Source organism: Phaeobacter sp. 11ANDIMAR09 (genome assembly GCF_001294455.1).
Lineage (GTDB): Bacteria > Pseudomonadota > Alphaproteobacteria > Rhodobacterales > Rhodobacteraceae > Pseudophaeobacter.
In genome coordinates this window covers 42,963-62,463 of record NZ_LIKT01000018.1, presented here as the reverse complement: position 1 = coordinate 62,463, position 19,501 = coordinate 42,963, and the positions used below count along the sequence as shown (strand labels likewise).

30 protein-coding genes are annotated in these 19,501 nt (G+C 61.6%); 29 read left to right on the top strand and 1 reads right to left on the bottom strand.

Annotated features, from left to right (window positions below; translation table 11 throughout):
- The first annotated feature begins 7 nt into the window (after positions 1-7).
- From AN476_RS15075 to AN476_RS14990, 18 genes are all read left to right on the top strand, one after another.
- Positions 8-1,081 carry a head maturation protease, ClpP-related gene (locus tag AN476_RS15075; RefSeq protein WP_054462428.1) on the top strand — a complete coding sequence of 358 codons (1,074 nt, stop codon included), beginning with the start codon at positions 8-10 and terminating at the stop codon, positions 1,079-1,081.
- A 3-nt stretch (positions 1,082-1,084) separates the two neighbouring features.
- Complete coding sequence (locus AN476_RS15070; RefSeq protein WP_054462427.1) at positions 1,085-1,465, top strand: head decoration protein; 381 nt, start codon at positions 1,085-1,087, stop codon at positions 1,463-1,465.
- Positions 1,466-1,478: 13 nt separating this feature from the next.
- On the top strand, positions 1,479-2,477 hold the full coding sequence (locus tag AN476_RS15065; protein ID WP_054462426.1) for a major capsid protein: 999 nt from the start codon (positions 1,479-1,481) through the stop codon (positions 2,475-2,477).
- 113 nt (positions 2,478-2,590) lie between these two features.
- Positions 2,591-2,977, top strand: a complete 387-nt coding sequence (locus AN476_RS15060) for a hypothetical protein (protein WP_054462425.1) — start codon at positions 2,591-2,593, stop codon at positions 2,975-2,977.
- The gene (locus AN476_RS15055) at positions 2,977-3,348 is read left to right on the top strand and encodes a hypothetical protein (RefSeq protein ID WP_054462424.1); all 372 of its coding nucleotides are present in this window, start codon (positions 2,977-2,979) and stop codon (positions 3,346-3,348) included. Before AN476_RS15060 ends, AN476_RS15055 begins: the two co-directional genes overlap by 1 nt.
- Entirely contained in the window at positions 3,348-4,124 is a 777-nt protein-coding gene (locus AN476_RS15050) for a hypothetical protein (protein ID WP_054462423.1), read from the top strand. The genes AN476_RS15055 and AN476_RS15050 overlap by 1 nt, the downstream gene beginning before the upstream one ends.
- Positions 4,124-4,597 (top strand): phage baseplate assembly protein V, encoded by a 474-nt coding sequence (locus AN476_RS15045; RefSeq protein WP_054462422.1) that lies wholly within the window; start codon positions 4,124-4,126, stop codon positions 4,595-4,597. The genes AN476_RS15050 and AN476_RS15045 overlap by 1 nt, the downstream gene beginning before the upstream one ends.
- Positions 4,597-4,887: a PAAR domain-containing protein gene (locus tag AN476_RS22475; RefSeq protein ID WP_083464353.1), complete on the top strand. Its 291-nt coding sequence runs from the start codon at positions 4,597-4,599 to the stop codon at positions 4,885-4,887. The genes AN476_RS15045 and AN476_RS22475 overlap by 1 nt, the downstream gene beginning before the upstream one ends.
- Positions 4,888-4,910: 23 nt before the next feature.
- Positions 4,911-5,138 carry a hypothetical protein gene (locus AN476_RS15035; protein ID WP_054462420.1) on the top strand — a complete coding sequence of 76 codons (228 nt, stop codon included), beginning with the start codon at positions 4,911-4,913 and terminating at the stop codon, positions 5,136-5,138.
- A gap of 6 nt (positions 5,139-5,144) precedes the next feature.
- The gene (locus AN476_RS15030; RefSeq protein WP_054462419.1) at positions 5,145-5,534 is read left to right on the top strand and encodes a GPW/gp25 family protein; all 390 of its coding nucleotides are present in this window, start codon (positions 5,145-5,147) and stop codon (positions 5,532-5,534) included.
- A complete protein-coding gene (locus AN476_RS15025) occupies positions 5,531-6,487 on the top strand; it encodes a baseplate J/gp47 family protein (protein ID WP_054462418.1) in 957 nt (318 codons plus the stop codon). Before AN476_RS15030 ends, AN476_RS15025 begins: the two co-directional genes overlap by 4 nt.
- Positions 6,480-7,241, top strand: coding sequence for a phage tail protein I (locus AN476_RS15020; RefSeq protein ID WP_054462417.1), 762 nt, complete (start codon positions 6,480-6,482; stop codon positions 7,239-7,241). Before AN476_RS15025 ends, AN476_RS15020 begins: the two co-directional genes overlap by 8 nt.
- The gene (locus tag AN476_RS15015; RefSeq protein ID WP_054462416.1) at positions 7,241-7,762 is read left to right on the top strand and encodes a phage tail protein; all 522 of its coding nucleotides are present in this window, start codon (positions 7,241-7,243) and stop codon (positions 7,760-7,762) included. The genes AN476_RS15020 and AN476_RS15015 overlap by 1 nt, the downstream gene beginning before the upstream one ends.
- Positions 7,763-7,774: 12 nt before the next feature.
- Positions 7,775-8,563 (top strand): hypothetical protein, encoded by a 789-nt coding sequence (locus AN476_RS15010; protein ID WP_054462415.1) that lies wholly within the window; start codon positions 7,775-7,777, stop codon positions 8,561-8,563.
- A gap of 23 nt (positions 8,564-8,586) precedes the next feature.
- On the top strand, positions 8,587-8,985 hold the full coding sequence (locus tag AN476_RS15005; protein WP_054462414.1) for a hypothetical protein: 399 nt from the start codon (positions 8,587-8,589) through the stop codon (positions 8,983-8,985).
- A 107-nt stretch (positions 8,986-9,092) separates the two neighbouring features.
- The gene (locus AN476_RS15000) at positions 9,093-10,271 is read left to right on the top strand and encodes a phage tail sheath subtilisin-like domain-containing protein (protein WP_054462413.1); all 1,179 of its coding nucleotides are present in this window, start codon (positions 9,093-9,095) and stop codon (positions 10,269-10,271) included.
- 84 nt (positions 10,272-10,355) lie between these two features.
- Entirely contained in the window at positions 10,356-10,862 is a 507-nt protein-coding gene (locus tag AN476_RS14995; RefSeq protein ID WP_054462412.1) for a phage major tail tube protein, read from the top strand.
- Between the two features lie 9 nt (positions 10,863-10,871).
- Entirely contained in the window at positions 10,872-11,171 is a 300-nt protein-coding gene (locus AN476_RS14990) for a phage tail assembly protein (protein WP_054462411.1), read from the top strand.
- Between the two features lie 151 nt (positions 11,172-11,322).
- On the opposite strand, the gene AN476_RS14985 is transcribed toward AN476_RS14990, so the two are convergent.
- Positions 11,323-11,526 carry a hypothetical protein gene (locus AN476_RS14985; RefSeq protein ID WP_157063773.1) on the bottom strand — a complete coding sequence of 68 codons (204 nt, stop codon included), beginning with the start codon at positions 11,524-11,526 and terminating at the stop codon, positions 11,323-11,325.
- Between the two features lie 66 nt (positions 11,527-11,592).
- Here AN476_RS14985 and AN476_RS14980 point away from each other — a divergent pair, with 66 nt between their 5' ends.
- Genes AN476_RS14980 through AN476_RS14930 form a run of 11 tightly spaced genes read left to right on the top strand, consistent with a single transcriptional unit; the run spans position 11,593 to position 19,467 of the window.
- On the top strand, positions 11,593-14,901 hold the full coding sequence (locus AN476_RS14980; RefSeq protein WP_054462409.1) for a phage tail tape measure protein: 3,309 nt from the start codon (positions 11,593-11,595) through the stop codon (positions 14,899-14,901).
- 9 nt (positions 14,902-14,910) lie between these two features.
- Positions 14,911-15,333 carry a phage tail protein gene (locus AN476_RS14975; RefSeq protein WP_054462408.1) on the top strand — a complete coding sequence of 141 codons (423 nt, stop codon included), beginning with the start codon at positions 14,911-14,913 and terminating at the stop codon, positions 15,331-15,333.
- Positions 15,333-15,545, top strand: coding sequence for a tail protein X (locus AN476_RS14970; protein ID WP_054462407.1), 213 nt, complete (start codon positions 15,333-15,335; stop codon positions 15,543-15,545). Before AN476_RS14975 ends, AN476_RS14970 begins: the two co-directional genes overlap by 1 nt.
- Positions 15,545-16,537, top strand: a complete 993-nt coding sequence (locus AN476_RS14965; RefSeq protein WP_054462406.1) for a phage late control D family protein — start codon at positions 15,545-15,547, stop codon at positions 16,535-16,537. Before AN476_RS14970 ends, AN476_RS14965 begins: the two co-directional genes overlap by 1 nt.
- 17 nt (positions 16,538-16,554) lie before the next feature.
- Positions 16,555-16,860, top strand: a complete 306-nt coding sequence (locus AN476_RS14960; protein ID WP_054462405.1) for a hypothetical protein — start codon at positions 16,555-16,557, stop codon at positions 16,858-16,860.
- Positions 16,853-17,338 carry a hypothetical protein gene (locus AN476_RS14955; protein WP_054462404.1) on the top strand — a complete coding sequence of 162 codons (486 nt, stop codon included), beginning with the start codon at positions 16,853-16,855 and terminating at the stop codon, positions 17,336-17,338. The genes AN476_RS14960 and AN476_RS14955 overlap by 8 nt, the downstream gene beginning before the upstream one ends.
- Before the next feature lie 29 nt (positions 17,339-17,367).
- The gene (locus AN476_RS14950; RefSeq protein ID WP_054462403.1) at positions 17,368-17,763 is read left to right on the top strand and encodes a hypothetical protein; all 396 of its coding nucleotides are present in this window, start codon (positions 17,368-17,370) and stop codon (positions 17,761-17,763) included.
- 44 nt (positions 17,764-17,807) lie between these two features.
- Positions 17,808-18,623, top strand: a complete 816-nt coding sequence (locus tag AN476_RS14945) for a M15 family metallopeptidase (RefSeq protein WP_054462402.1) — start codon at positions 17,808-17,810, stop codon at positions 18,621-18,623.
- Between the two features lies 1 nt (position 18,624).
- Positions 18,625-18,870 (top strand): hypothetical protein, encoded by a 246-nt coding sequence (locus tag AN476_RS14940; protein WP_054462401.1) that lies wholly within the window; start codon positions 18,625-18,627, stop codon positions 18,868-18,870.
- Positions 18,870-19,229 (top strand): hypothetical protein, encoded by a 360-nt coding sequence (locus AN476_RS14935; RefSeq protein WP_157063772.1) that lies wholly within the window; start codon positions 18,870-18,872, stop codon positions 19,227-19,229. The genes AN476_RS14940 and AN476_RS14935 overlap by 1 nt, the downstream gene beginning before the upstream one ends.
- Positions 19,207-19,467 carry a hypothetical protein gene (locus AN476_RS14930; RefSeq protein ID WP_054462399.1) on the top strand — a complete coding sequence of 87 codons (261 nt, stop codon included), beginning with the start codon at positions 19,207-19,209 and terminating at the stop codon, positions 19,465-19,467. Before AN476_RS14935 ends, AN476_RS14930 begins: the two co-directional genes overlap by 23 nt.
- Positions 19,468-19,501 lie beyond the last annotated feature (34 nt).

Below are 19,501 nucleotides of genomic sequence, written 5' to 3'. Positions count from 1 at the left end.
GACAGACATGACCATCTTGGTGGATGGCGAACTCGTTCTTTACGGGTTCGTCGGGGATGACTTTTGGGGTGATGGCTTCACCGCATCGCAGGTCATCGACGCGCTGGCAATGCTGGGGCGTGATGCGGACATCACCGTGCGCATCAATTCGGGCGGTGGCTACACCGATGACGGCATTGCCATCTACAACGCCCTGAAGGCACATCGCGGGGATGTCGCTGTGGTGGTCGATGCCATCGCCGCATCGTCGGCTTCGGTCATAGCCATGGCGGGCGACACCATCACGATGCGGTCTGGTGCCCTGATGATGATCCATGACCCGGCGAAGTTTACGTGGGGCAACGCGGGCGACCATGAAAAGTCCACCGAACAGCTGAACAAACTGGCTGACCTGATGGCCGACATCTACGCCGAACAGACCGGCGAAGATGCCGAAACCATCCGCGAAGACATGAAGACCGAACTGTGGCTGACCGGCGCGGAAGCGGTGGAACGCGGGTTCGCAACCGATACCGAAGGGGGCCGCGCCAAGGCTGTCGCCGCCTTCGATTACCGGGTTTATTCCCAAGCCCCCAAGAAACTCGTGGCCATGGCGAAGAAGGAAAAGTGGTCCTTCGAAGCTGCGACCCGAAACGCGGCGTCCGCCGCGCACCCCCCGGCCCATGAAAAGGAGACACCGACCATGGCACCCAAACCCGAAGCGGCGGACAAGGCACCCGCCAATCCGGCCACCGGTCAGCCGACCGGCGGCGCTGATGTTTCCAGCGCTGCGGATGTGAAGGCCCGCATCAAAGCCATCACCGAAGACGATGCGGCGACGGGGCATGAAGCCCTTGCGAAGCATCTGGCCTTCGACACCGACATGCCCGCCAATGACGCCATTGCGGCACTGAAGGCGGCAGCAACCGACGGCGCTAGCCAAGCGAAGACCGACGATGCCCCGAACCCCGCCAAGTATCAGGCCAGCCGCAGTGCCGCCGCTGACCTTGCGCAGCCCGCGCCGGGCGCTTCGGCCAAGCCGAAGGCCACCATTAACACCGGGGGCATCTATGCCGCCCGCCGTACCGGAAAGGAGGCATAAGCCATGGAAAATGCAACCATGCAGACCCGCAATCTGGCGTTCCTGCTGTCTGAAGCTGCAGGTCGCCGTTCGCGCAGCATCGTCACCATCGCCAATGGCGCAGGCAAGCTGGCCGCTGGCACTGTTCTGGGCAAGGTAACCGCCACCGGCGAATACGTTCCCGCTTCGGATGCTGAAGTGGTCGGAAAAGAAGGTGCCGAAACCGCCGTGGCCATTCTGGCCTATGGCGTCGATGCGACCGACCAAGCGGTGGAAGTCACCGCCATTGACCGCGATGCCGAAGCCAAGCTGCCGATGCTGTCTTTTGACGCTTCCGTGGCTGACCAACCCAAAACCGATGCGAAGGTGGCGCAGTTGAACGCTGTCGGCATCCGCGTGCGCTAAGGAGACCGCGACCATGTGGGAAACTGAATTTTCTGTGCTGGCCTTGACGGCAGCAATCAACAATCAGCCTTTCGTGCCGGGTCAGCTTGGCGCGACCGGCATCTTCGATGAAGATGGCGTGGCCGTAACCACCATCAAAATCGAAGAAAACAACGGCACGCTGGCGCTGATCGAACCGACCCCGCGCGGTGGCCCCGGTCAGACCATCGGTGACGATGACCGCCGCGTCATTCCGTTTGAAATCGACCACTACGAAATCAATGATGCCGTGCTGGCCGATGAAACCCAAGGAGTGCGGATTTTCGGCAGTGATGACCAGTTGGAAACAGTCCAGAACCGGGTTGATTCCAAGCTGTCCACCCACGCGCGGGCGCATGACGCCACGCTGGAACACCAGCGCGTCGGGGCCATCAAGGGTGTGATCCTGTCTGGCAAAGGCAAGGTGCTGCACAACCTTTATGACCGCTTCGGCCTTGCTGTGCCTGCGCCGATTGCGCTTGGTATCAACGCGCAGGTGGACGGCATCGCCACCAAGATCAAGGGCGATGTGGTCTATGCCATCGAAGACGAACTGGACGCGCCCTATGATCACATCCACGCGATGTGTGGTCGCGATTTCCACGATTATCTATGGGACCAGAAGGAAGTGCGCGAAACCTTCCTTGCCGACAACATGGGCTATCAGCTGCGCGACGGTGCGCCGGACGTGTTCACGGTCGGCAAGGTCACCTTCGAGCGCTACCGCACCGGAAAGAAAGCGACCGCCGCAAATGGTGGCGCAGCCTTCATTGCAGCGGATCAAGCGCGGGTGTTCCCGGTCGGTGTCGCGGATCTGTTCATCACGCGCTTCGCCCCGGCGGACCTCGAAGAAACGGTGAACACCATCGGCCTGCCGCGCTACGCGCACCAGTATCCGATGCCGAATGGCAAGGGTCGCCATCTGGACAGTCAGATGAATGCGATTTCGCTCTGCACCCGGCCCGGCGTGCTGAAAAAGCTGACCATCGTCTGACCTCTTTCGAACAGGACAGTGAAGCAAGGCCCGGCGGTAAACTGCCGGGCCTTTGGCTGCATCCCCAAGCGCCCGTGCGGCGCTTCGGAATTCAGCCTGTGAAGGAGACAATCATGGCGCAGACGAAGAAGAAGTGGGTGGCCTTCAAAAGCAATGCCACCGTGCCCGGCGATGTGATGGGTGAAGACAAGGACCAGAAGATGCAGGTCGGTGAACCCGTCCAGCTGCCCGCAGCCTATGCGGACCACGTGGTGCAGGATGGCTTTGCCGCGTTCTGTGATGCGCCGAAGAAGGCCGCGCCGAAGAAATCCAGCGGACAGTCCGCTGAAGAAAAGGCTGCTGCGGATGCTGCGACCAAGCTGGAGGCGGCGCAGGCCCGTGTCGATGACCTGAACGCCAAGCTGGGCGAAATGTCGGAGGGCGATGACGGTTGGGAAGCCCTGACCAAAGAACTGGATGAAGCGGTCACAGAACTGGCCGCGCTGCAGGCCGCATCCTGATGGACAGCAGTCTGCGCGAAGACCTGATGGCCGAAGTGGATGATGTGTGGTCGGAAGCCGTCCGCCATCTTCCGCTGGCCGATGGCCGCAAAGACCCTGAACGCGATGCGGTGGAATTCACAGCCGTGCTGCGGACGGGCGACCGCGATGCGGAGCGGATGAACTTTGGTCGCGGGAACAATGCCCGCGCCGGTGTGACGGCGGATGGTGGCCATCTGCGCATCGACCGTGCGGTGCATGCCGCGCTGGTGGTCCGCAAGGGCGACAAGGTGGTGGCACTGGATCGTGATGGCCGGCCGGTGTTCGAAGTGCTGTCGGTCGATGACCGGTCGCACCTTCGACTGATTTGCGAACTTGGGGATGCGAACTGATGTCGCTGACGATGATGGCGCTGCGGATTGCGGCGGTTCAGGCGCTGAAGGCTGGCGGCACGCTGGTCGGCGATAACGTGCTGGACAGCCAGATTTCCGCCATCGACCAGACGGCGGACGGCCAGCTGCGCAGCGACCAACAGCGTCCGTTCATTGCAGTCTACACCGACGCGGCCAAATCTCAGGAATTGGGGCAGACCGGCCTTCGGTCCAATGGCCGGGTGGACATCATGTTCAACTGCGGCGTGTCGCTGACCATGGCGCAGACTGACAAGGAAACCGGCGAAGCCAGCATTGTTGAAGGGTTCCCGGCGACGGATGCCCATTTTGAAGCGGTTCTGGATGTTCTGGACGTACAGATTGGCCGCGTTCTGAGCGATCCGGACAGCCCGTGGGCGCAGGTCTTCGGTGATTTTGTGCAGTCCTATGTCGCCAAGGAGCATGTGCGGTCCAGCAGCGCGGCGGAAAACGTGCGCCTTGCCGCCGGACAAACCAAGCTGACGGTCGAAGTTTTCGCGGACCCCCGCCTTGGCCAGCCCTTGCCTGATGGCGGGCCTTGGCCGCGTTTTATGGCGCTGATGGAAGAGCACGACGTCCCGCAGCTGGCGTTGTTCCAGCAGCTGTTGGGCGAAGCGGCCTCCGGCCCCTATGCTGAATTTGAGCGCCTGACCGGAATGACCACGCGCGATGCGCAGTCATTGCAGCTTTACACCTTTGGCGGTGTCGCGCGCGATGTCGTCGTGACGGATGCGGTCAATGAAGCGGTGCCGTCCTGATGGCAGGGCTTCCGGAAATCATTGATGACCTGCGCCGCCGGGTTGGAGAGTTGGAACGCCGCACGCGCTCGCAATCCCGCACCGGCGTGGTGGCGGAAGTGGATGCCGCCAAGGGCGTTGCGCGGGTGAGGCTTCTGGACGGTGACCAGCCATTTCTGACGGGCTGGATACCGTGGGAAGAGCCTGCAGCGGGTGCGAACAAGACGCACAACCCGCCGTCCGTTGGGCAGCAGGTCAAGGTCTATTCGGAGTCGGGCGACCTGTATGATGCCAGTATTCAGGGGAGCCTGAATTCTGATGCGAATGGCCGGCCTTCCGGGGCTGGGGATGAATATGTGCTGGCGTCGGTTGGAGCGGCTAGCGTGACAATCAGCGGCGGAGGGGCAACCATGGTTTTGAAAGTTGGGGCAAGCACAATAACCATGACCGATGGCGGCATCGTTCTGAGCACGCCGCGCCTCGATCTGAACTGATGCCTGCAGTTACCCGATTGGGCGACATGTGCACTGGTCACGGCGCATTCCCGCCTAGAAACAGCACTGGCGGCAGCCCGGATGTCTTTGTCAACGGCATTCCGGTGCACCGTCAGGGGGATGGTTGGGCTGTTCATTGCGACCCATTGCCAAGCTGCCATGGCGGTTCATTGGCTGCCGGGTCCAGCACAGTCTTTGTCAATGGCAAGCAGATTGGCCGGGTCGGTGACCCGGTGGATTGCGGGTCAAGTGTTGCCAGCGGGTCTGGCAATGTTTTCGCGGGCGGTTAACGCCCTAAACCAAGGAGAAAGCGATGAGTGATGAGAAAACCGCTTTGGCGGACTATGAGGTGACGCAGGCCCGCGAAATTGGCGGGGTGTTTCGCAGCAAGGGCGAGGTTCTGCCGATGACCGTGCAGCAGGCGAAATACTATCTGCCGCCCTATGGCAGCGGACTGAAGCCAGTTGCCGGAAAAGGTGCAGCGAAGCCCAAGGCTGATGACGCCAAGCCCCCAGCTGCGGCTGACAAGGCGAGCGCCTGACCCGGTATGGACCTGAATCACGATACCGGGGGCGCGGTCGAAGGGTGGGCGCATGTGGTGCAAAGCATCCAGACCATCCTTTCCACCCGGATAAACGCCCGCGTCTTCCGGCGTGAATTCGGGTCCGAAGTCCCGGCGCTGGTCGATGAGCCGATGAATGAAGCCAATGTTCTGGCGCTGTATGTGGCCGTTGCCGAGGCGCTGGAGCGTTGGGAACCCCGTTTCGAACTGACCGATGTTGCCGTGGAAGGCGCGGAAACGGGGGCCATCACCATGACCCTGATCGGAAACCACCGACCGAACGCCCACAAGGGTGACCTGACCACCGTTGCCGATGACATTCAGACCATCCGTGTCATGCGTGACCGGGTGGAAAATTGGAGCCTTGCCGCATGAGCCGCTTTGCCGCGCTGGACCTGACCACACTACCGGACCCGACCGCGATTGGCGTGCTGGACTTCGACGCCATTCTGGAAGCGCGACTGGTCGAACTGGAAGCGCAGCTGGCGGAAGTCTTCGATGCGCCGAAGGTGGCCGAAGTCATGGCGCTGGCCCGCAACATCGCGGCCAGCCCGATGCGCTATCTGAATGAAGCGGCGGCGGCGCGGGAACTGTATCTGGAAAATCGCATCAATGAAGCGGTGCGGTCGGTATTCCTGTCCACGGCGCGTGGCGATGACCTTGACCAGATCGGGGCCAATCGCGGTGTGCTGCGCAAGGTATTGGATGACAGCGACCCGGACAACCCGGTCATGGAAAGCGATGAAGCGTTTCGCGCCCGCATCCAGCTGGTCATCGAGGCGTGGTCGCCGCATGGCACTGAAGGGTCGTATGTCTATTGGGCGCTGGATGCTGATGACCGAGTGGTGGATGTGGCGGTCTATGGGCCGAACCACGGGCTGGACCCAGCCATTCCGCCTGCAGAGCCGAAAATGGTTATTCTATCCAGCGAAGGCGATGGCACGGCGGATGCCGCGCTGCTGGATGCGGTTTTTCAGCACTGCACAACTGACAAGCGCCGTCCGGTTGCCGACAAGCTGACCGTGGTATCCGCGCAGCCTGTGCCCTACGCCATCGAAGCGGTTCTGCATGTGACCACGCCGGAAACGGCATCAGCAGTTCAGGCGGCGGCGCAGGCGGCGGCGGAAGCCTTTGTGAATGGCCGCATCCGCATTGGCCGAAAACTCTATCGCACGTCCATCGCGGCGGCGCTGAGCGTGCAGGGGGTGGTCGATGTCGAACTGGTGTCGCCCGCCGCAGACTTGGAGATTGGGCCGTTCGATGCCCCTCACTGCACCGGCATCACGCTGACGCTGCAGTCCATCACCGGGGGGTGGCGCGATGTATGACGTGAAGAACACGCAGCTACCGCCCACTGCCACGCCACTGGCCAAAGCGTTGGACATTTTGGAAGAACGGCTGTTCAGCCTGCCGGTCCAAATGATTTCCAAAGACCCGGCCACAGTTGGTGTGGGTTTGCTGGATCATCTGGCGTGGGAACATTCGGTTGATGTGTGGGATTTGGACTGGCCGGAAGATGTGAAGCGCAGCGTCGTCGCGGTCAGTGCAGAAGTGCACCGGTTCAAGGGTACGCCCCACGCCATCCGCACCGCGCTTGCGGCCTTCGATGTCGATACCGAACTGCTGGAATGGTTCGAACCTGAAGGGGTGGCTGACGCTATGGACGCGGGCAGCTTCCGCGTCACGGCATATGCCAGCCGGTCGCTCTATGGGCCGAATGAAAACACCATCGACAACCGGATGGTGCACGCGATGAATTCTGTGGTGCAGCGGGTGGCCCCTGTGTCGCGGAAGCTGGTTTTTCGCCTAGGTGAGCGGTTCCGCACTGAAGGCTATCTGCGCACCGGCGCGCGCCCCGCACATCTGCATCAGGCCGACATCGACCCCGGCCCGCGCCCCGCGCAGGCCGAAGGCGGGCCGATGCTACGTACGGGGCAGCGCATTCGGCGGGTGTGCAGCGAAACCCATGAACCGCAGCCGCGACCGGCCCCAGCGCCCGTTGCGGCATATGTGCGGTTGGCGGCACGTGCTCTGGCCGTCAGTCAGGAATTCCATGATGTTCAAAGGAGGGCAGCGGGCTAATGCCGACAACACTTCTGACCGATACTGCGGAGGCGAAAATTACCGCCGCCGCCGGTTCGGGAACAGCGGTCGCCATCACGCATATCGCGCTTGGTGACGGTAATGGGGGCAACTACGCCCCCAGCTATTCCCAGACCGCCCTGCAGCGCGAACTGGCGCGGCAGGCCATCCAGACCCGTCACATCGTTGGCAGCAATGCCTGGCGCGTGAAAGCGGAATTCGACCCCGACACCCCGGCCTTCGCGGTGCGTGAAATGGGGTTCTTCGACGCAGACGGCGATTTGATTGCTATCTGGGCTGGCAATGACGTGGTGCCGCGCCAGACTGGGGCCATCACCTATCTGGTGGACCATGTTCTGAGCTTCACGCGGGTCGATGAAGGGTTGGTCATCGTGAACGCGCCGGATGACGTGGTGTTCGACCTTGCTGTCACAACCGGCACCGCAATCGCAAACCTGCAACTTGAACAGCTGCGCCAAGCGGATGCCATCCGCTTGGCTGAAGGCACGTTCTTCATCTGAGGAGGCCACGGAATGGCGACCAGTACCGAACAAATCAACGACCTGATCGGGGCCTATACGGACCTGAAGAACACCTTCGAGACCAAGAAATCGGGCATCGAAACGGCGCTTTCTGCGGCGGCGGAAGCCTATTCGGACTTCCTTGTGTCTTTCTATGTCGATCAGGTGACCGGCAATGATGCAAACCCCGGCACGCAGGCATCGCCGGTCAAGACCATCCAGCGGGCTATCGACATGACCCCTTACACCGCGCTTGCTGATATTCGGGTGCGCGGGGCCTACACCACCACCCGGCGCTACAAAACGATGGGGCGGCATGTGCGCATCTCGGCCTATGACAGCGAATGGGTGATCGTGAGTGATCCGGCCAGCTATCCCGCTTTCACGATTTCCTACGGTCTCGGCTTCAATGACATCCGCGAGGTCTGGGGTTTTGACATTTCGTGGGGCGGCTACATCGACCTTGTGCGCTGGAATGTGAAGCTGCCGAGCGAGGCGGCGGTGCTTGCCGCGCTTCCGACCGCGACCGGTGACAATAACCGTTCCATCGGTCTTTTCAGCTACGGCGCATCGGATCGGATGGAAGTTGGTGGCGGCACCATTCGCTACTGCAATATCGACATCCCCGCCGATTACTACGGCAACCTGCTTGGCGACTACGGCGGATACTACCTTCAACTCGCCAACATCACCACCAGCGGCGCGGGCACCTATGGCGGTTCGGTTCTGCCCGGCGCGGCAGCGGCATCGCCAGCATCTGATTACGGTCATCTTCTGATGACCAATATCAACACCCTGTAACGCAAACCAAGAAAGGAAACGACATGCTTTCGTTTGATTTTGACGGTCGCCGCTATGAAGGGTGGACCGAAGAAGATGCCCGCCGTGCTGGCGTTCCTGCGGATGTGATCGCATCCGCCAAGCTGGATGCACGCCGTGGCGCGGTCAGCGCTGAATGTCGCCGTCGCATCTATTCCGTCGCATCGGTGGAGGCGCAGATGAACATGGCGACCGCCGTCGCATTGGTTTCCGGAAAGGCAGAAGCTGACCGCACCGATGATGACAATACGGTTCTGAACGGCGTTCAGGTGGCGCTTGCTTGGGTTTCCGACATGCGTGCGGCGTTTGAGGATTTGGCTGCAGATCCCGACGCGGATTTTTTGAGCGACGCGGCTTGGCCTGCGCTGCCGCCCGAAATTCCGCCTCTTATCGACCGGTTCTGAGGTCGAGCGCAGCAACGCTTCTGGCACCATTCAAATCCCTTCCCGGCGGATGCCGGGGCATGCCCGGCTGAGGAGTGCCGGGTTTTCTTTTGTCAAAGGAGACGAAGATGAGCTTTCTTAGCTTCCACCACGGCACCCGCCTGCAGGAGTCCAATGAAACCCCGGTGCTGGTGCAGATCGCGCAAACCGCAGTGGTCGGCCTCTTGGGCACCGCGCCCGATGCGGACGCGACCAAGTTCCCGCTGAACACCCCGGTGCTGCTTACGGGCAATCCTGCTGCGGCGGCTGACCTTGGGGATGCGGGCACCTTGAAGGATGCGGTCGATGATGTGTTTGACCAGATCGGTGCTTACACCATCGTCATCCGTGTCGATGAGGGCGTGGACACCGCCGCCACCATGTCCAATCTGGTGGGCGACGCTACGCAGCTGACCGGCGTGCACGCGCTGAAAAAGGCCGAAGCGCAGCTGGGCATCAAGCCCCGCCTGATTGCGATTCCGGGCTTTACCAGCGGGGACGGTGTGACCGCCAATCCGGTGGTGGCCGAACTGATTGGTGTGCTGGACCAGCTGAAGGCCGTGGCTTTTGTCGATGGGCCGGACACCACCGATGCCGATGCCATCGCCTATCGCGACCTGATCGGGTCGCAGCGTGTCTATGTGGTGGACCCCAAGGTGCTGGTCTGGAACACCGCCACCAGCGCCTATGTGGCCCGCCCGGCGTCGGCCCGGTTCGCCGGCGTTCAGGCCCGCGTCGATACCAATCTGGGGTTCTGGCATTCGCTGTCGAACAAGAACATCAACGGCATCGGCGGCGCGTCGCGGACTGTGACCTACGGGCTGCAGGCGAACTATCTGAACGAAAACCATGTGGGCACCATCATCAACATGGGGTCCGGCTTCATCACATGGGGCAACCGCGCCGCCACCACCGATGACCTGTGGGTGTTCCTGTCGGTGCGCCGGACGGCGGACTTCATCAATGAAGCCATCGAAAAGGCGTATCTGGAATTTGTGGATAAGCCGTTCTCGGCGGGCAACCTGAAGTTCATGCTGGAAAGCGGCAACGCGGCGATGCGGACCTTCAAGGCATCCGGGGCCATTCTGGGCGGTCGCGTCTGGATTGACGAAACCCTGAACGAGCCGACCGAAATGGCGGCGGGGAAAATCACCCTGTCCATGGAATTTGAGCCGCCCGCCCCGATGGAAGACATCCGGTTCATCACGCACCGCAACATCCAGTATTATCTGGAACTGACCAAGGAAGCGCTGAAGGCGGCGGCGTAAGCCTGCGCCACCGGTGAGTGAACAAGGCGAATGCGCCGCCGGTGCGTTCGCCCCTTTAAGCTGCGCTGAGAAGGAGTAACAGCCATGAAATCCACCCCCGCTTACATCCTGCGGAACTGCGCCCTGTGGGCCAATGAAGACGTGAAGGTCGGTCAGTTTTCCGAAGTGTCGATTTCGATGCCGAAGGAAAAGACCGAAAGTTTCCGCAACGGCGGCATGATTAAGGAACGCAAGGCCAGTATGGGTTATGAACATGATGACCTTGAATTCACCCTGACCGCCTTCGACCCCGCCACCCTGAAGCTGATGACCGGCAAGCCCGGCACCGAACATGGTTTCATGGTCACCGGTGCCCATGTCGATGAAGACGGTGTGACGCACAGTGCCGTCTACTACGTGCGTGGTCGCCTCGTCGCGGGCGATGCCGGGAACTGGAAACCCGGCGACAAGGCCGAACTGAAGTGCACCGTGGTGCAGAACTATGCCAAGCTGGAAATCGACGGGTCGGAAATCTTCGAGATTGACGATTTCGATTTCTCGGTGGGCGGCGTCAGCCAGACCGGCGACATCCGCGCCGCGCTGCTGCTGTAAGGGGGCACCATGGATTATCCAATTGAAGTGACCCTTCAGCGCCCCGTCACCATGGGTGGCAAAACCATCGAAAAGCTGGTGTTCGATGAACCGGACCTCGGCACCAGCATCGCGGTCGAAGAGGCGAAGTCGCCTGCAGAACAGACCGCCATTCTGTTGGCGGGCATGGCGGGCGTGGACCGCGCGGTGATGCTGAAGGTCAAGGAAAGCGATTTCCGCGAAATCGGCAAGCGCGTTCTGGAACCCTATCAGGCCCACGTGGCCGCGCAGCAGGGATCTGATGCGGGAAACGGGAAACCGGCAAAGTAGCGAAAGACCTGCGCTTTGCCGCGGGGTTCGTCGCAAAGTCGCTGGCGACCCCGCTTCCGCAGGTGTTGGCCATGAAGGTCAGTGAATTCCACATCTGGCAAGATACGGCCCGTGATGTGTGGGAGGCGACCCGCCTGAAATTCGAATAGCGTCAGTCGTCAGACAATGGGCGCTGGAAAGCGTTCAGCTGGTCGCGCTTCATCGGGCGGGCTGGCCCGCTCTGATACGTCATGGCGCGATAGGTCACCACCAGCAGTGCTGCGAAGGCCAGTGCACCCCAAATCCCGCCAGCAAACATTCCGACAAGTATTATCGCCGCGATAGCGGCGGCAATCATCAAGATGGCAAAGATCATCGCAAAAAATTCCATGGCCTAAATATAGGCATTTCCTCCTAAAATTGCAATGTGAGTGGGTGACCCATGGCGACCAAGCGCATCGAAACGCAGCTGACCATCAAGGCGGTGGATCAGTATTCCGGCATGCTGCACAATATGCGGACGGTTACAGGGCGTTTCGCAGATGGTGTGCGCACCGAAATGAGCCGCCTTCAGGGGTTGCGCGGCCCGCTTCGGCTGATTGAAGATTTCCGCAAACAGCAGCAGGTTGTCAGCCAATCCGGTGAAGCCTTGGGGCGTGCGCGGGAACGTGTTCGCCAGCTACAGCATGCGATCATCACCACTCGCAATCCGACCGCGCAGATGCGCCGTGAATTTGAGCGGGCACGTGCGACCGCAGACCGACTTGAGCAGCAGCACCAGAAGAACCGCCGAGCGCTGTCCGGCCTGCAGGGGCAGCTGCGCCAAGCGGGTGTGAACACTGGCGATCTTGCCGGGGAACAGCGGCGGCTGGCCGGAGCGCTAGATGGCGCGACCACGGCCTTCGGTCGCCAGATGGAGCGCATGCGCCGCCTTGAAACGATGCAGACTCGTATTGCGGAGGCGCGGGAACGCATGGACCGGTCGCTGGCCACGGCGGCAAACCTTTCGTTTGTCGGCAATGCCTCGATGATGACCGGTCGCCGCATTATGACGGCGCTGTCCGGCCCTGTGCAGCAGGCCATCGAATTTGAAAGCGCGATGTCCGATGTCCGCAAGGTGGTGGATTTCGACACGCCGGAATCCTTCACGCAGATGTCCGATGACATTCTGGATCTGTCCACCCGCATTCCAATGGCAGCGGACGGTCTGGCGCAAATCGTGGCGGCTGGTGGCCAGTCGGGCATCGCCCGCGAAGAACTGACGCGCTTTGCTGAAATGGCGGCGAAGATCGGCGTGGCGTTCGATATTTCTGCGGACCTTGCGGGTACATCCATGGCCAGCATCAAGACCGCCATGGGGCTGACGCTGGACGAAACAGGCTCCCTGTTCGATGCCATGAACCATCTGTCGAACAATTCTGCCGCACGTGCTGACCAAACGTTGGACTTTGTGAACCGCGCGGGTGCATCCGGCGCGACGTTCGGCTTCAGCAACACTGAAACGCTTGCCATAGGCGCTGCAATGATCGCGGCAGGGGCTGGTGCGGATACCGCCGCCACATCCTTCCGCAACATGGGGCGGGCGCTGACGCGCGGTGCAAGTGCGACCAAGCGGCAGTCTGAAGCGATGCAAGCCCTTGGCCTTGACGCCGAACAGATCGCCCGTGACATGCAGCGTGATGCAGTCGGCACGACTGCTGACGTGCTTCAGCGCCTTCGGGAATTGCCGGAACATATGCAGGCATCGGTGATGTCTGACCTATTTGGTGATGAGGCGCGTGAACTGACCAAGCTGATTAACAACGCGGAACTGTTGCCGCAGCTTCTGTCTATGGTCGCGGAAGAGCGCCAGTATCTGGGCAGCGCTGAAGCTGAATATGCGGCCCGCGCGGAAACCACGGCGAACAACCTTCAACTGATGCGGAACCAAATGGCCCGCCTTGGTATGAGTATCGGGGAAGTTGTTCTGCCGCCGCTGAATGACCTTCTGGAAATGTCGCAGGGCGTCATCGACCGGATGGTGGCGTGGACCAAGGAACACCCGAAGCTGACCAAGTGGCTGGTCATCGGTGCTGCGGCGGTTGGGGGACTGGCGATTGCCGGTGGTGCCCTTCTGACGGCAGCGGCGGGCCTTATCGGCACCATGGCGGTTCTGCGCTTCGGGCTGGTTGGGCTTGGTGCGCGTGCCATCTTCGCGGGTGGCAACATCGCAAGTCTGGCCGGTCGGTTTGGGCTGTTGCGCCGTCTGCCTCGGTTCCGCCTTGCAAGCCTAGTAACGCCCATTCGTTGGGCAGCAGGGTTGATTCCGTCCATTCGTTGGGCTTCGCTGGCAGGCGGGCTTCGTTGGACTTCGCTGATCCGTCCGCTTTCGTGGCTTGGCCGTGGCGCTTTGCGTTTCATCCCCGTGATTGGCTGGGCCACATTGGCTGGCGAACTGCTGTGGCACTTCCTGATTAAGCCGCTGGGATGGGATGAATACCTGCCGTCGATTGACTGGCATCGCATCTGGGGTGCCTTTTCGTGGGAAGGCTGGTTGCCTGAAGTTGATTGGTCTGAATTCGTGTCGGCAATCGACTGGCCGGAATGGATTTCCGATGTCGATTGGTCGCGTTGGCTGACGTTTGACTGGCTGACCTACATCAGCCCGATTTCATGGGTACGGTTCATTCCGAACATCCCTTGGTCGGACTGGTTTGGGTTCGAATGGTCGGACTTCCTGCCGGAGTGGAACTGGAACTTCATCGGTGAAATTGATTTCGCCGGTCTGATCAAGTGGCCGGAGCCGCCGGATTGGCTGAAGTGGCTGATGGGCACCGAAGACGAACCCGCAGCGCCGGTTCCGACCGTGATGGATGCGCCCGGCTTCGACCAATTGCCTGCTGCAGAGCGGGCGGCGGCGGAAACGGTTGTTTCGGTCATCCACTCTGGACCGCTTCCGACCCCTGCGCATCTGCAGGAGCTGCGAGACTATGCCGCCAGCCTGCGCGATGAAATCGCGGGCATTCAGGGCGAAATCGACAACCTTGGCGAAGGTCCAATGGCTGAAACCATGGCGATGCCGTTGCAACAGACCATGGACGCCCGCCGCAGGGACTTGCAGAAGGTGGAAGCGGAACTGTCGAATGCCGAAGGGCGCGCGGGCGATTTGGCAACGGCCCTTCAGGTCATCCATAGAACAGATGTCGCGCCTGAAATCGGCACGGCATCTATTGAGCGGGCCAATGACCTGATTGCCCAAATGCTGGCAAACCTGCGGGCCGTGTCTGGCGCTGAAATCAGGGCAACGGTTACGCCGCAGCCCGCCGGTGCCCGCGCCCGTGGTGGCCCCGTTCGCACTGGCCTGCCCTATCTTGTGAACGAAAACACCCCGCGTTCGGAGTGGTTCGTTCCAAGTCGGTCGGGCGGCGTTCTGAATGTTGGACAGGCACAGTCGGCCTTCCGGTCATACCTGTCCGCATCGGCCCCGCGACCGGTTGACGGCAACCCCGACCTTGCGCGGCTGCATCGTGGGGCGCAGGGGCTTCGCGCTGCCAGCCTTGCGGTGCTGACCAGTTCGGCGCTTGCGGCCCCGGCTGCGGCGCAAGGCCCGTACGGCGCTATGCCAAAGGGCGAAGTGCGAGTGGAAATCAATGGCGGCATCAACATTCAGGTGCCGTCCGGCGTGTCCGACCCTGACGCCATCGCGGACCTTGTGTCTGAACGTCTCGGGCAGCGTGTCGCGGCCACGATGTCTGCCAGTTTTTCCGACTAAGGGGGTGAGATGGCTGGACCTGTGACCATGGCCTTGGGGCCATTCATGTTTCGTGCCCACGGCTTCGGTTACACCGGAGTTGGGCGCAAGCTGGACACCACGTGGGCTGAAATCGAAACTGCGGGGCGGCTGAACGCCCTGCAGTGGACCGGACCCCGCACCGAAGTGGTGACCATCAATGGCGTGCTGTTCCCGCAGGAATTCGGCGGGGCTGGCACATTGGAAGGCGTGCGGCTGGCCGCGAAATCCGGGGTGCCGCTGATGCTGGTGTCCTTGGGTGGCAAGGTCTTTGGCAGTCACGCCATCCAGAAGGTCGATGAAGACCGCGCGTTCCATGACCGCTACGGCACACCGGGCCGCAATGCCTTCACCATAGAAGTGAAGCGCATCGGGGCCGGGTTCAGCCTGCTGTCACTGCTGGGGATTTTCTGATGGCCAGTGTTTACGTGACCACCGCCGGGGATGCGTTGGACCTGATTTGCCTACGCGAGTACGGGGCGCAGGCGGGTGCGGTCGAGCGGGTACTCGAGGCGAACCCGCATATCAAAGCCGTGGCCCACCGATTGCCGGTGGGTACTGAAATCACCCTGCCCGACATGGTGGTGCAGGATAGGGCTGGCCGGCCATTAAGGTTGTGGGACTGATGACGCATCCGCGCATTCTGGTGACTGTCGATGGCGTGCCCGTGTCGGGTGCGTTCTTTGACCGGCTTGTCAGCCTGACCATCACCGACCGCGAAGGCATCCGGTCTGATACGCTGGATCTGGTTTTCAATGACGCGGCCCCGCATTTCCAGTCGCCCCGGCGTGGGGCGGTTGCCACTGTCACTATCCTGAACGGCATTAGCGGCGGGTTTGTCGGGGCCTACATCATCGACCGGGTGGAATTCGCATGCCTGCCCTACACCATCACGGTCAGGGGGCATTCGGCTGACCTGCGGTCTGAAATGAAGGCGAACAAGACCAAGCATTGGGACAATGCGTCGGTGAAGGACATCGTGGAAGAAAAGGCCGGCGACTATGGCCTGCAGTCCAAGATTTCCGATACCGTGTCGGGCCATGTTTATGAATGGATCGGCCAGCAGGATGAATCCGACCTGAACTTTCTGGAACGTCTGGCGCAGCGCCACGGGGCGCTGTTCACCATCAAAAACGGCACGCTTCTTTGGCTGGAACGTGGCACAGGAAAGTTGGCGGACGGAACGGCCATTCCGCCGTCGCTGGTGTTCGCGCCGTCCATTATTGAGGGGTCATGTCGGGTGTCGGAAACCGATGTGGACCGTTTTGCGAAGGTCAAAGCCTATTGGCAGGACCGCAAGGGCGCGAAGCGGCAGGAAGTCATCGTGGATGCCGACCCGGAAGCAAGCGGCGAACATGTCCTGCGCGACCCATACAGTTCGAAGGAAGAGGCAACCGCTGCCGCCAAGGCCGCTGCCCGCGAAATGATGCGGGGCCTGATTGAAACCGGGTGTTCGATCGTCGGTCGCCCGGCGCTGATGGCGGGCCAGCCCGTCATCTATGCGGGGGTGCGCCCGCTGGTCGATGGCCGTGAATTCATCCTTGATAGGGTGACGCACACCTTCACGAAATCCGGCGGTCTGCGCACCGCTTTTACAGGCAAATTTAAGGCTGAATAACAGTCAAGGGGGCAGGCTTGCTGGGAAAAAGTCTTGAGTATTGGGCCGTGGTCATCGGCATGGTTTTCTATGTCATGAGTCGCGATGCCGAACGGGAACCGCTGGCGCGGCGGGCGGTGAAGACCGTGGCGTCTGCATTCCTGTCCTATGGGTTATCGCCCACGCTGGCCCCGCTGACGCGGGGGTCCGAAGTTCTAGCGGCGCTGGCCATCATGGCCTTTGCCTTGGTGCTGCTGGACACCATCACCGCGCTGTTCGCGGATCGTGAATTCGTGAAGGACATGGTGCGGCGACGGGTTGGCGGGGGGCCGAAGGATGATTAACACCCGCGCGGCATTGCGCCAGAACTTTGCGATGATTGTGCTGCTGCTGGCGGTGATGGTCATCAGCGGATTTTCCGCCGCGTGGGATGCCCTGTCAGGCAAGCGGTGGTTTCGCGACATCACGATGCAGACCCCGTTCTATGCGGTGACCGCTGAAGCCGAACCGGTCGATGGTGGGCTGACCGTGCGCGGCACTATGGTCAAGCGCCGGTGCGAGTATCAGGGGCTTCGGGCCTATGTGGTCCGCGCCAGTGGTTTGCGCGTGCCTGTCGCGTTGGATGTTTCGCCCGAAACCGCCGTCTGGGGTGGCGGGTCGCGGCCCCCTTCCGAAATTGCGGAAGTGTGGGGGCCTTGGGTCATTTCCGCGCCGCTCTTTGGTCGTGCGGCGGGGTGGGAAATCTTCGCCTTCCACCTGTGCCCGAACGGTCGGGTGCAGGTGAACCTATTCGCGGCTGGCCCGTGGTTGCCAGCGGACTGACCTGATTTTCACAATCGAAGGAGGCGGCAATGGCTGCTGATGCTGTTCAGGCGTCCCTGAACGGGCGCTTCACCTATCGTGCGGACAAAGGCGAAAGCTGGCGCATCATGGGCGGTGACGGGCCTGTGGCGGGCGACTGCGAAGACTATTCGCTGACGCTGGTCTGGCTCTATGAAGGCCGGTCGATGTGGCGTTTCTGGTGGGCGCTGGCCACCTTCAAATACGTGCTCTGGCATTGCCTGTCGCCGGGTGGTGCGGGGCATGCCGTGGTTTGGTGCCGTGGTCGCGGCTGGACCGATAACATTCAGCGCCAGCTGGTGTCGCGCGGCGACCTGAAGGCCAAGGGCTATCGGCTGCGCTTTCCCTACCTGTTCCCGCTGGTCGCGCTGAAGTTCCTGCTGCGACCATTGCTGCAGCGCATCTGACGCGCGGCATTTCCCTGAAAATCGAAACTGAAGCGAGGTGTGACATGCAAGTGTCGGACATCCAGATGCTGCTGGCCGATGTCGGCTGGTACACGGGCGCAATCGACGGTGATGCCGGGCCGAAAACGTGGGCGGCGGTGTCGCGTGTAGAACAGCTGCAGGGCACGAATTACCGCGATGCGCCGTCACGCTGGTCAAAGCGCCGTCGCCTGATTGGTGCCGGTCAGGCCTCGCTGACTGTTCTTGGCCATGAACCCGGCGTCATCGACGGTTACACCGGGCACAATACCGCCGAAGCCCTGACCGCGTGGCGCAGCGCCAAGGCTGGCGTGTCTGCTGCGGTGGAGCGGTCGCCTGTCACCGGGTCGCGCAGTCATCCGAAGCAAGACGTTTTCCCGCGCCAGCGCGACATGGCCGATTTCTATGGTGAAGCTGGTGGCCCGCAGTGCGCGGCGGGCAAGGTGGGTCTTGCCTATCCCATGGTGATCGCGTGGAACAAGCGCCAGACCATCCAGCGGTTTTCCTGCCACGAAAAGCTGGCGCAGCCGCTGACCGACATCTTCCGCCATGCGCTGCAGCACTACGGGCAGGCTGACATCGAGCGTCTGCAGCTGAACGTCTTTGGTGGGTGTTTCAATTTCCGCAAGAAACGTGGCGGCAGCACGCTGTCCACCCATGCCTTTGGCGCGGCGGTGGACCTGAACCCGGAACAGAACCAGCTTCGCTGGGGTGCTGACCGGGCGCAGTTCGCCCGGCCGGAATATGAGCCCTTCTGGAACATCGTGATGGCCCACGGCGGCACTCCTGCGGGCTACGCATGGGGCAAGGACTGGATGCACTTCCAATTCGCGAGGCTTTGATATGCTGAAGTTCTTCGGTCGGTTTATCATCGGCGGTCGGTCGGGCAAGCGGGAACAGGCGTGGGCCGTGTTCCTGCTGTGGTGCTTCGCCTTCGCGTGGATGGCGGCAAAGGAAGCTGCTGGCGTGGCCATGGAAGGCACGCAATCCATCCTGTCGCTGGCTTTTCCCATGGTCATCGCGAACCTTGCACTGGCCCACGGCATGGAATGGGTCAGCACCCAAACCGGATGGGGTGACGGGCAATGATGGCGGGGGTTCTTCGGTATGGCTGGCGATTTCTGACCAGCCGCATCGGTCTGGCGGTCGTGGTCTGCGCCCTTCTGTGGGGCTGGCATGTCTATGACAAGCGTCAAGCGGTCAGCGCCGCCCGCGACGGGTTTGTGCGCGAATTCGAACTGACTGCCGTTCAGACCGAACTGGATGCGATGCGCCGCAGGATGGCTGCGGCGGATGAAGCGAACCAAGCCCTGCGGGAAAAGGTGCAGGCGGCTGAAGGCGAAGCCCTGCGCTTTGCCGCCGAACTGGAGGCATATGAACGTGACACGCAAGTCAATCCTGAAGGTGTTGTGGATTCCGGTCTTCTTGAGCGCCTGCGGGCAAACTGACATCGCACGCATTCAGGCCGCAGGTGTTGCGGTCGGCGAAGCGCGGGCGGAACAGGTTCTGCCGGACCTGCCAGAAGACTGCCGCCGCCTGTCCTATAGCGGCGTGCGTGAAGGTGACCGGCTGGATGTGGCGGTGCTGAAGGCTGACGCGGCCCTTGCGCGGCAGAACGCCCGAACCTTACGCTGCGCCGATTGGTACGGCCAACTGCGGGCGGGGCTGCAGAATGGCCCGCAATGAGTACCAATGGATGCTTTCCAACTCCCTTCTCGTT

Coding starts and splice junctions, on each gene's coding strand:
- AN476_RS15075 (WP_054462428.1), top strand. CDS start 8: ATGACCATCTTGGTGGATGGCGAACTCGTTCTTTACGGGTTCGTCGGG.
- AN476_RS15070 (WP_054462427.1), top strand. CDS start 1,085: ATGGAAAATGCAACCATGCAGACCCGCAATCTGGCGTTCCTGCTGTCT.
- AN476_RS15065 (WP_054462426.1), top strand. CDS start 1,479: ATGTGGGAAACTGAATTTTCTGTGCTGGCCTTGACGGCAGCAATCAAC.
- AN476_RS15060 (WP_054462425.1), top strand. CDS start 2,591: ATGGCGCAGACGAAGAAGAAGTGGGTGGCCTTCAAAAGCAATGCCACC.
- AN476_RS15055 (WP_054462424.1), top strand. CDS start 2,977: ATGGACAGCAGTCTGCGCGAAGACCTGATGGCCGAAGTGGATGATGTG.
- AN476_RS15050 (WP_054462423.1), top strand. CDS start 3,348: ATGTCGCTGACGATGATGGCGCTGCGGATTGCGGCGGTTCAGGCGCTG.
- AN476_RS15045 (WP_054462422.1), top strand. CDS start 4,124: ATGGCAGGGCTTCCGGAAATCATTGATGACCTGCGCCGCCGGGTTGGA.
- AN476_RS22475 (WP_083464353.1), top strand. CDS start 4,597: ATGCCTGCAGTTACCCGATTGGGCGACATGTGCACTGGTCACGGCGCA.
- AN476_RS15035 (WP_054462420.1), top strand. CDS start 4,911: ATGAGTGATGAGAAAACCGCTTTGGCGGACTATGAGGTGACGCAGGCC.
- AN476_RS15030 (WP_054462419.1), top strand. CDS start 5,145: ATGGACCTGAATCACGATACCGGGGGCGCGGTCGAAGGGTGGGCGCAT.
- AN476_RS15025 (WP_054462418.1), top strand. CDS start 5,531: ATGAGCCGCTTTGCCGCGCTGGACCTGACCACACTACCGGACCCGACC.
- AN476_RS15020 (WP_054462417.1), top strand. CDS start 6,480: ATGTATGACGTGAAGAACACGCAGCTACCGCCCACTGCCACGCCACTG.
- AN476_RS15015 (WP_054462416.1), top strand. CDS start 7,241: ATGCCGACAACACTTCTGACCGATACTGCGGAGGCGAAAATTACCGCC.
- AN476_RS15010 (WP_054462415.1), top strand. CDS start 7,775: ATGGCGACCAGTACCGAACAAATCAACGACCTGATCGGGGCCTATACG.
- AN476_RS15005 (WP_054462414.1), top strand. CDS start 8,587: ATGCTTTCGTTTGATTTTGACGGTCGCCGCTATGAAGGGTGGACCGAA.
- AN476_RS15000 (WP_054462413.1), top strand. CDS start 9,093: ATGAGCTTTCTTAGCTTCCACCACGGCACCCGCCTGCAGGAGTCCAAT.
- AN476_RS14995 (WP_054462412.1), top strand. CDS start 10,356: ATGAAATCCACCCCCGCTTACATCCTGCGGAACTGCGCCCTGTGGGCC.
- AN476_RS14990 (WP_054462411.1), top strand. CDS start 10,872: ATGGATTATCCAATTGAAGTGACCCTTCAGCGCCCCGTCACCATGGGT.
- AN476_RS14985 (WP_157063773.1), bottom strand. CDS start 11,526: ATGATCTTTGCCATCTTGATGATTGCCGCCGCTATCGCGGCGATAATA.
- AN476_RS14980 (WP_054462409.1), top strand. CDS start 11,593: ATGGCGACCAAGCGCATCGAAACGCAGCTGACCATCAAGGCGGTGGAT.
- AN476_RS14975 (WP_054462408.1), top strand. CDS start 14,911: ATGGCTGGACCTGTGACCATGGCCTTGGGGCCATTCATGTTTCGTGCC.
- AN476_RS14970 (WP_054462407.1), top strand. CDS start 15,333: ATGGCCAGTGTTTACGTGACCACCGCCGGGGATGCGTTGGACCTGATT.
- AN476_RS14965 (WP_054462406.1), top strand. CDS start 15,545: ATGACGCATCCGCGCATTCTGGTGACTGTCGATGGCGTGCCCGTGTCG.
- AN476_RS14955 (WP_054462404.1), top strand. CDS start 16,853: ATGATTAACACCCGCGCGGCATTGCGCCAGAACTTTGCGATGATTGTG.
- AN476_RS14950 (WP_054462403.1), top strand. CDS start 17,368: ATGGCTGCTGATGCTGTTCAGGCGTCCCTGAACGGGCGCTTCACCTAT.
- AN476_RS14945 (WP_054462402.1), top strand. CDS start 17,808: ATGCAAGTGTCGGACATCCAGATGCTGCTGGCCGATGTCGGCTGGTAC.
- AN476_RS14940 (WP_054462401.1), top strand. CDS start 18,625: ATGCTGAAGTTCTTCGGTCGGTTTATCATCGGCGGTCGGTCGGGCAAG.
- AN476_RS14935 (WP_157063772.1), top strand. CDS start 18,870: ATGGCGGGGGTTCTTCGGTATGGCTGGCGATTTCTGACCAGCCGCATC.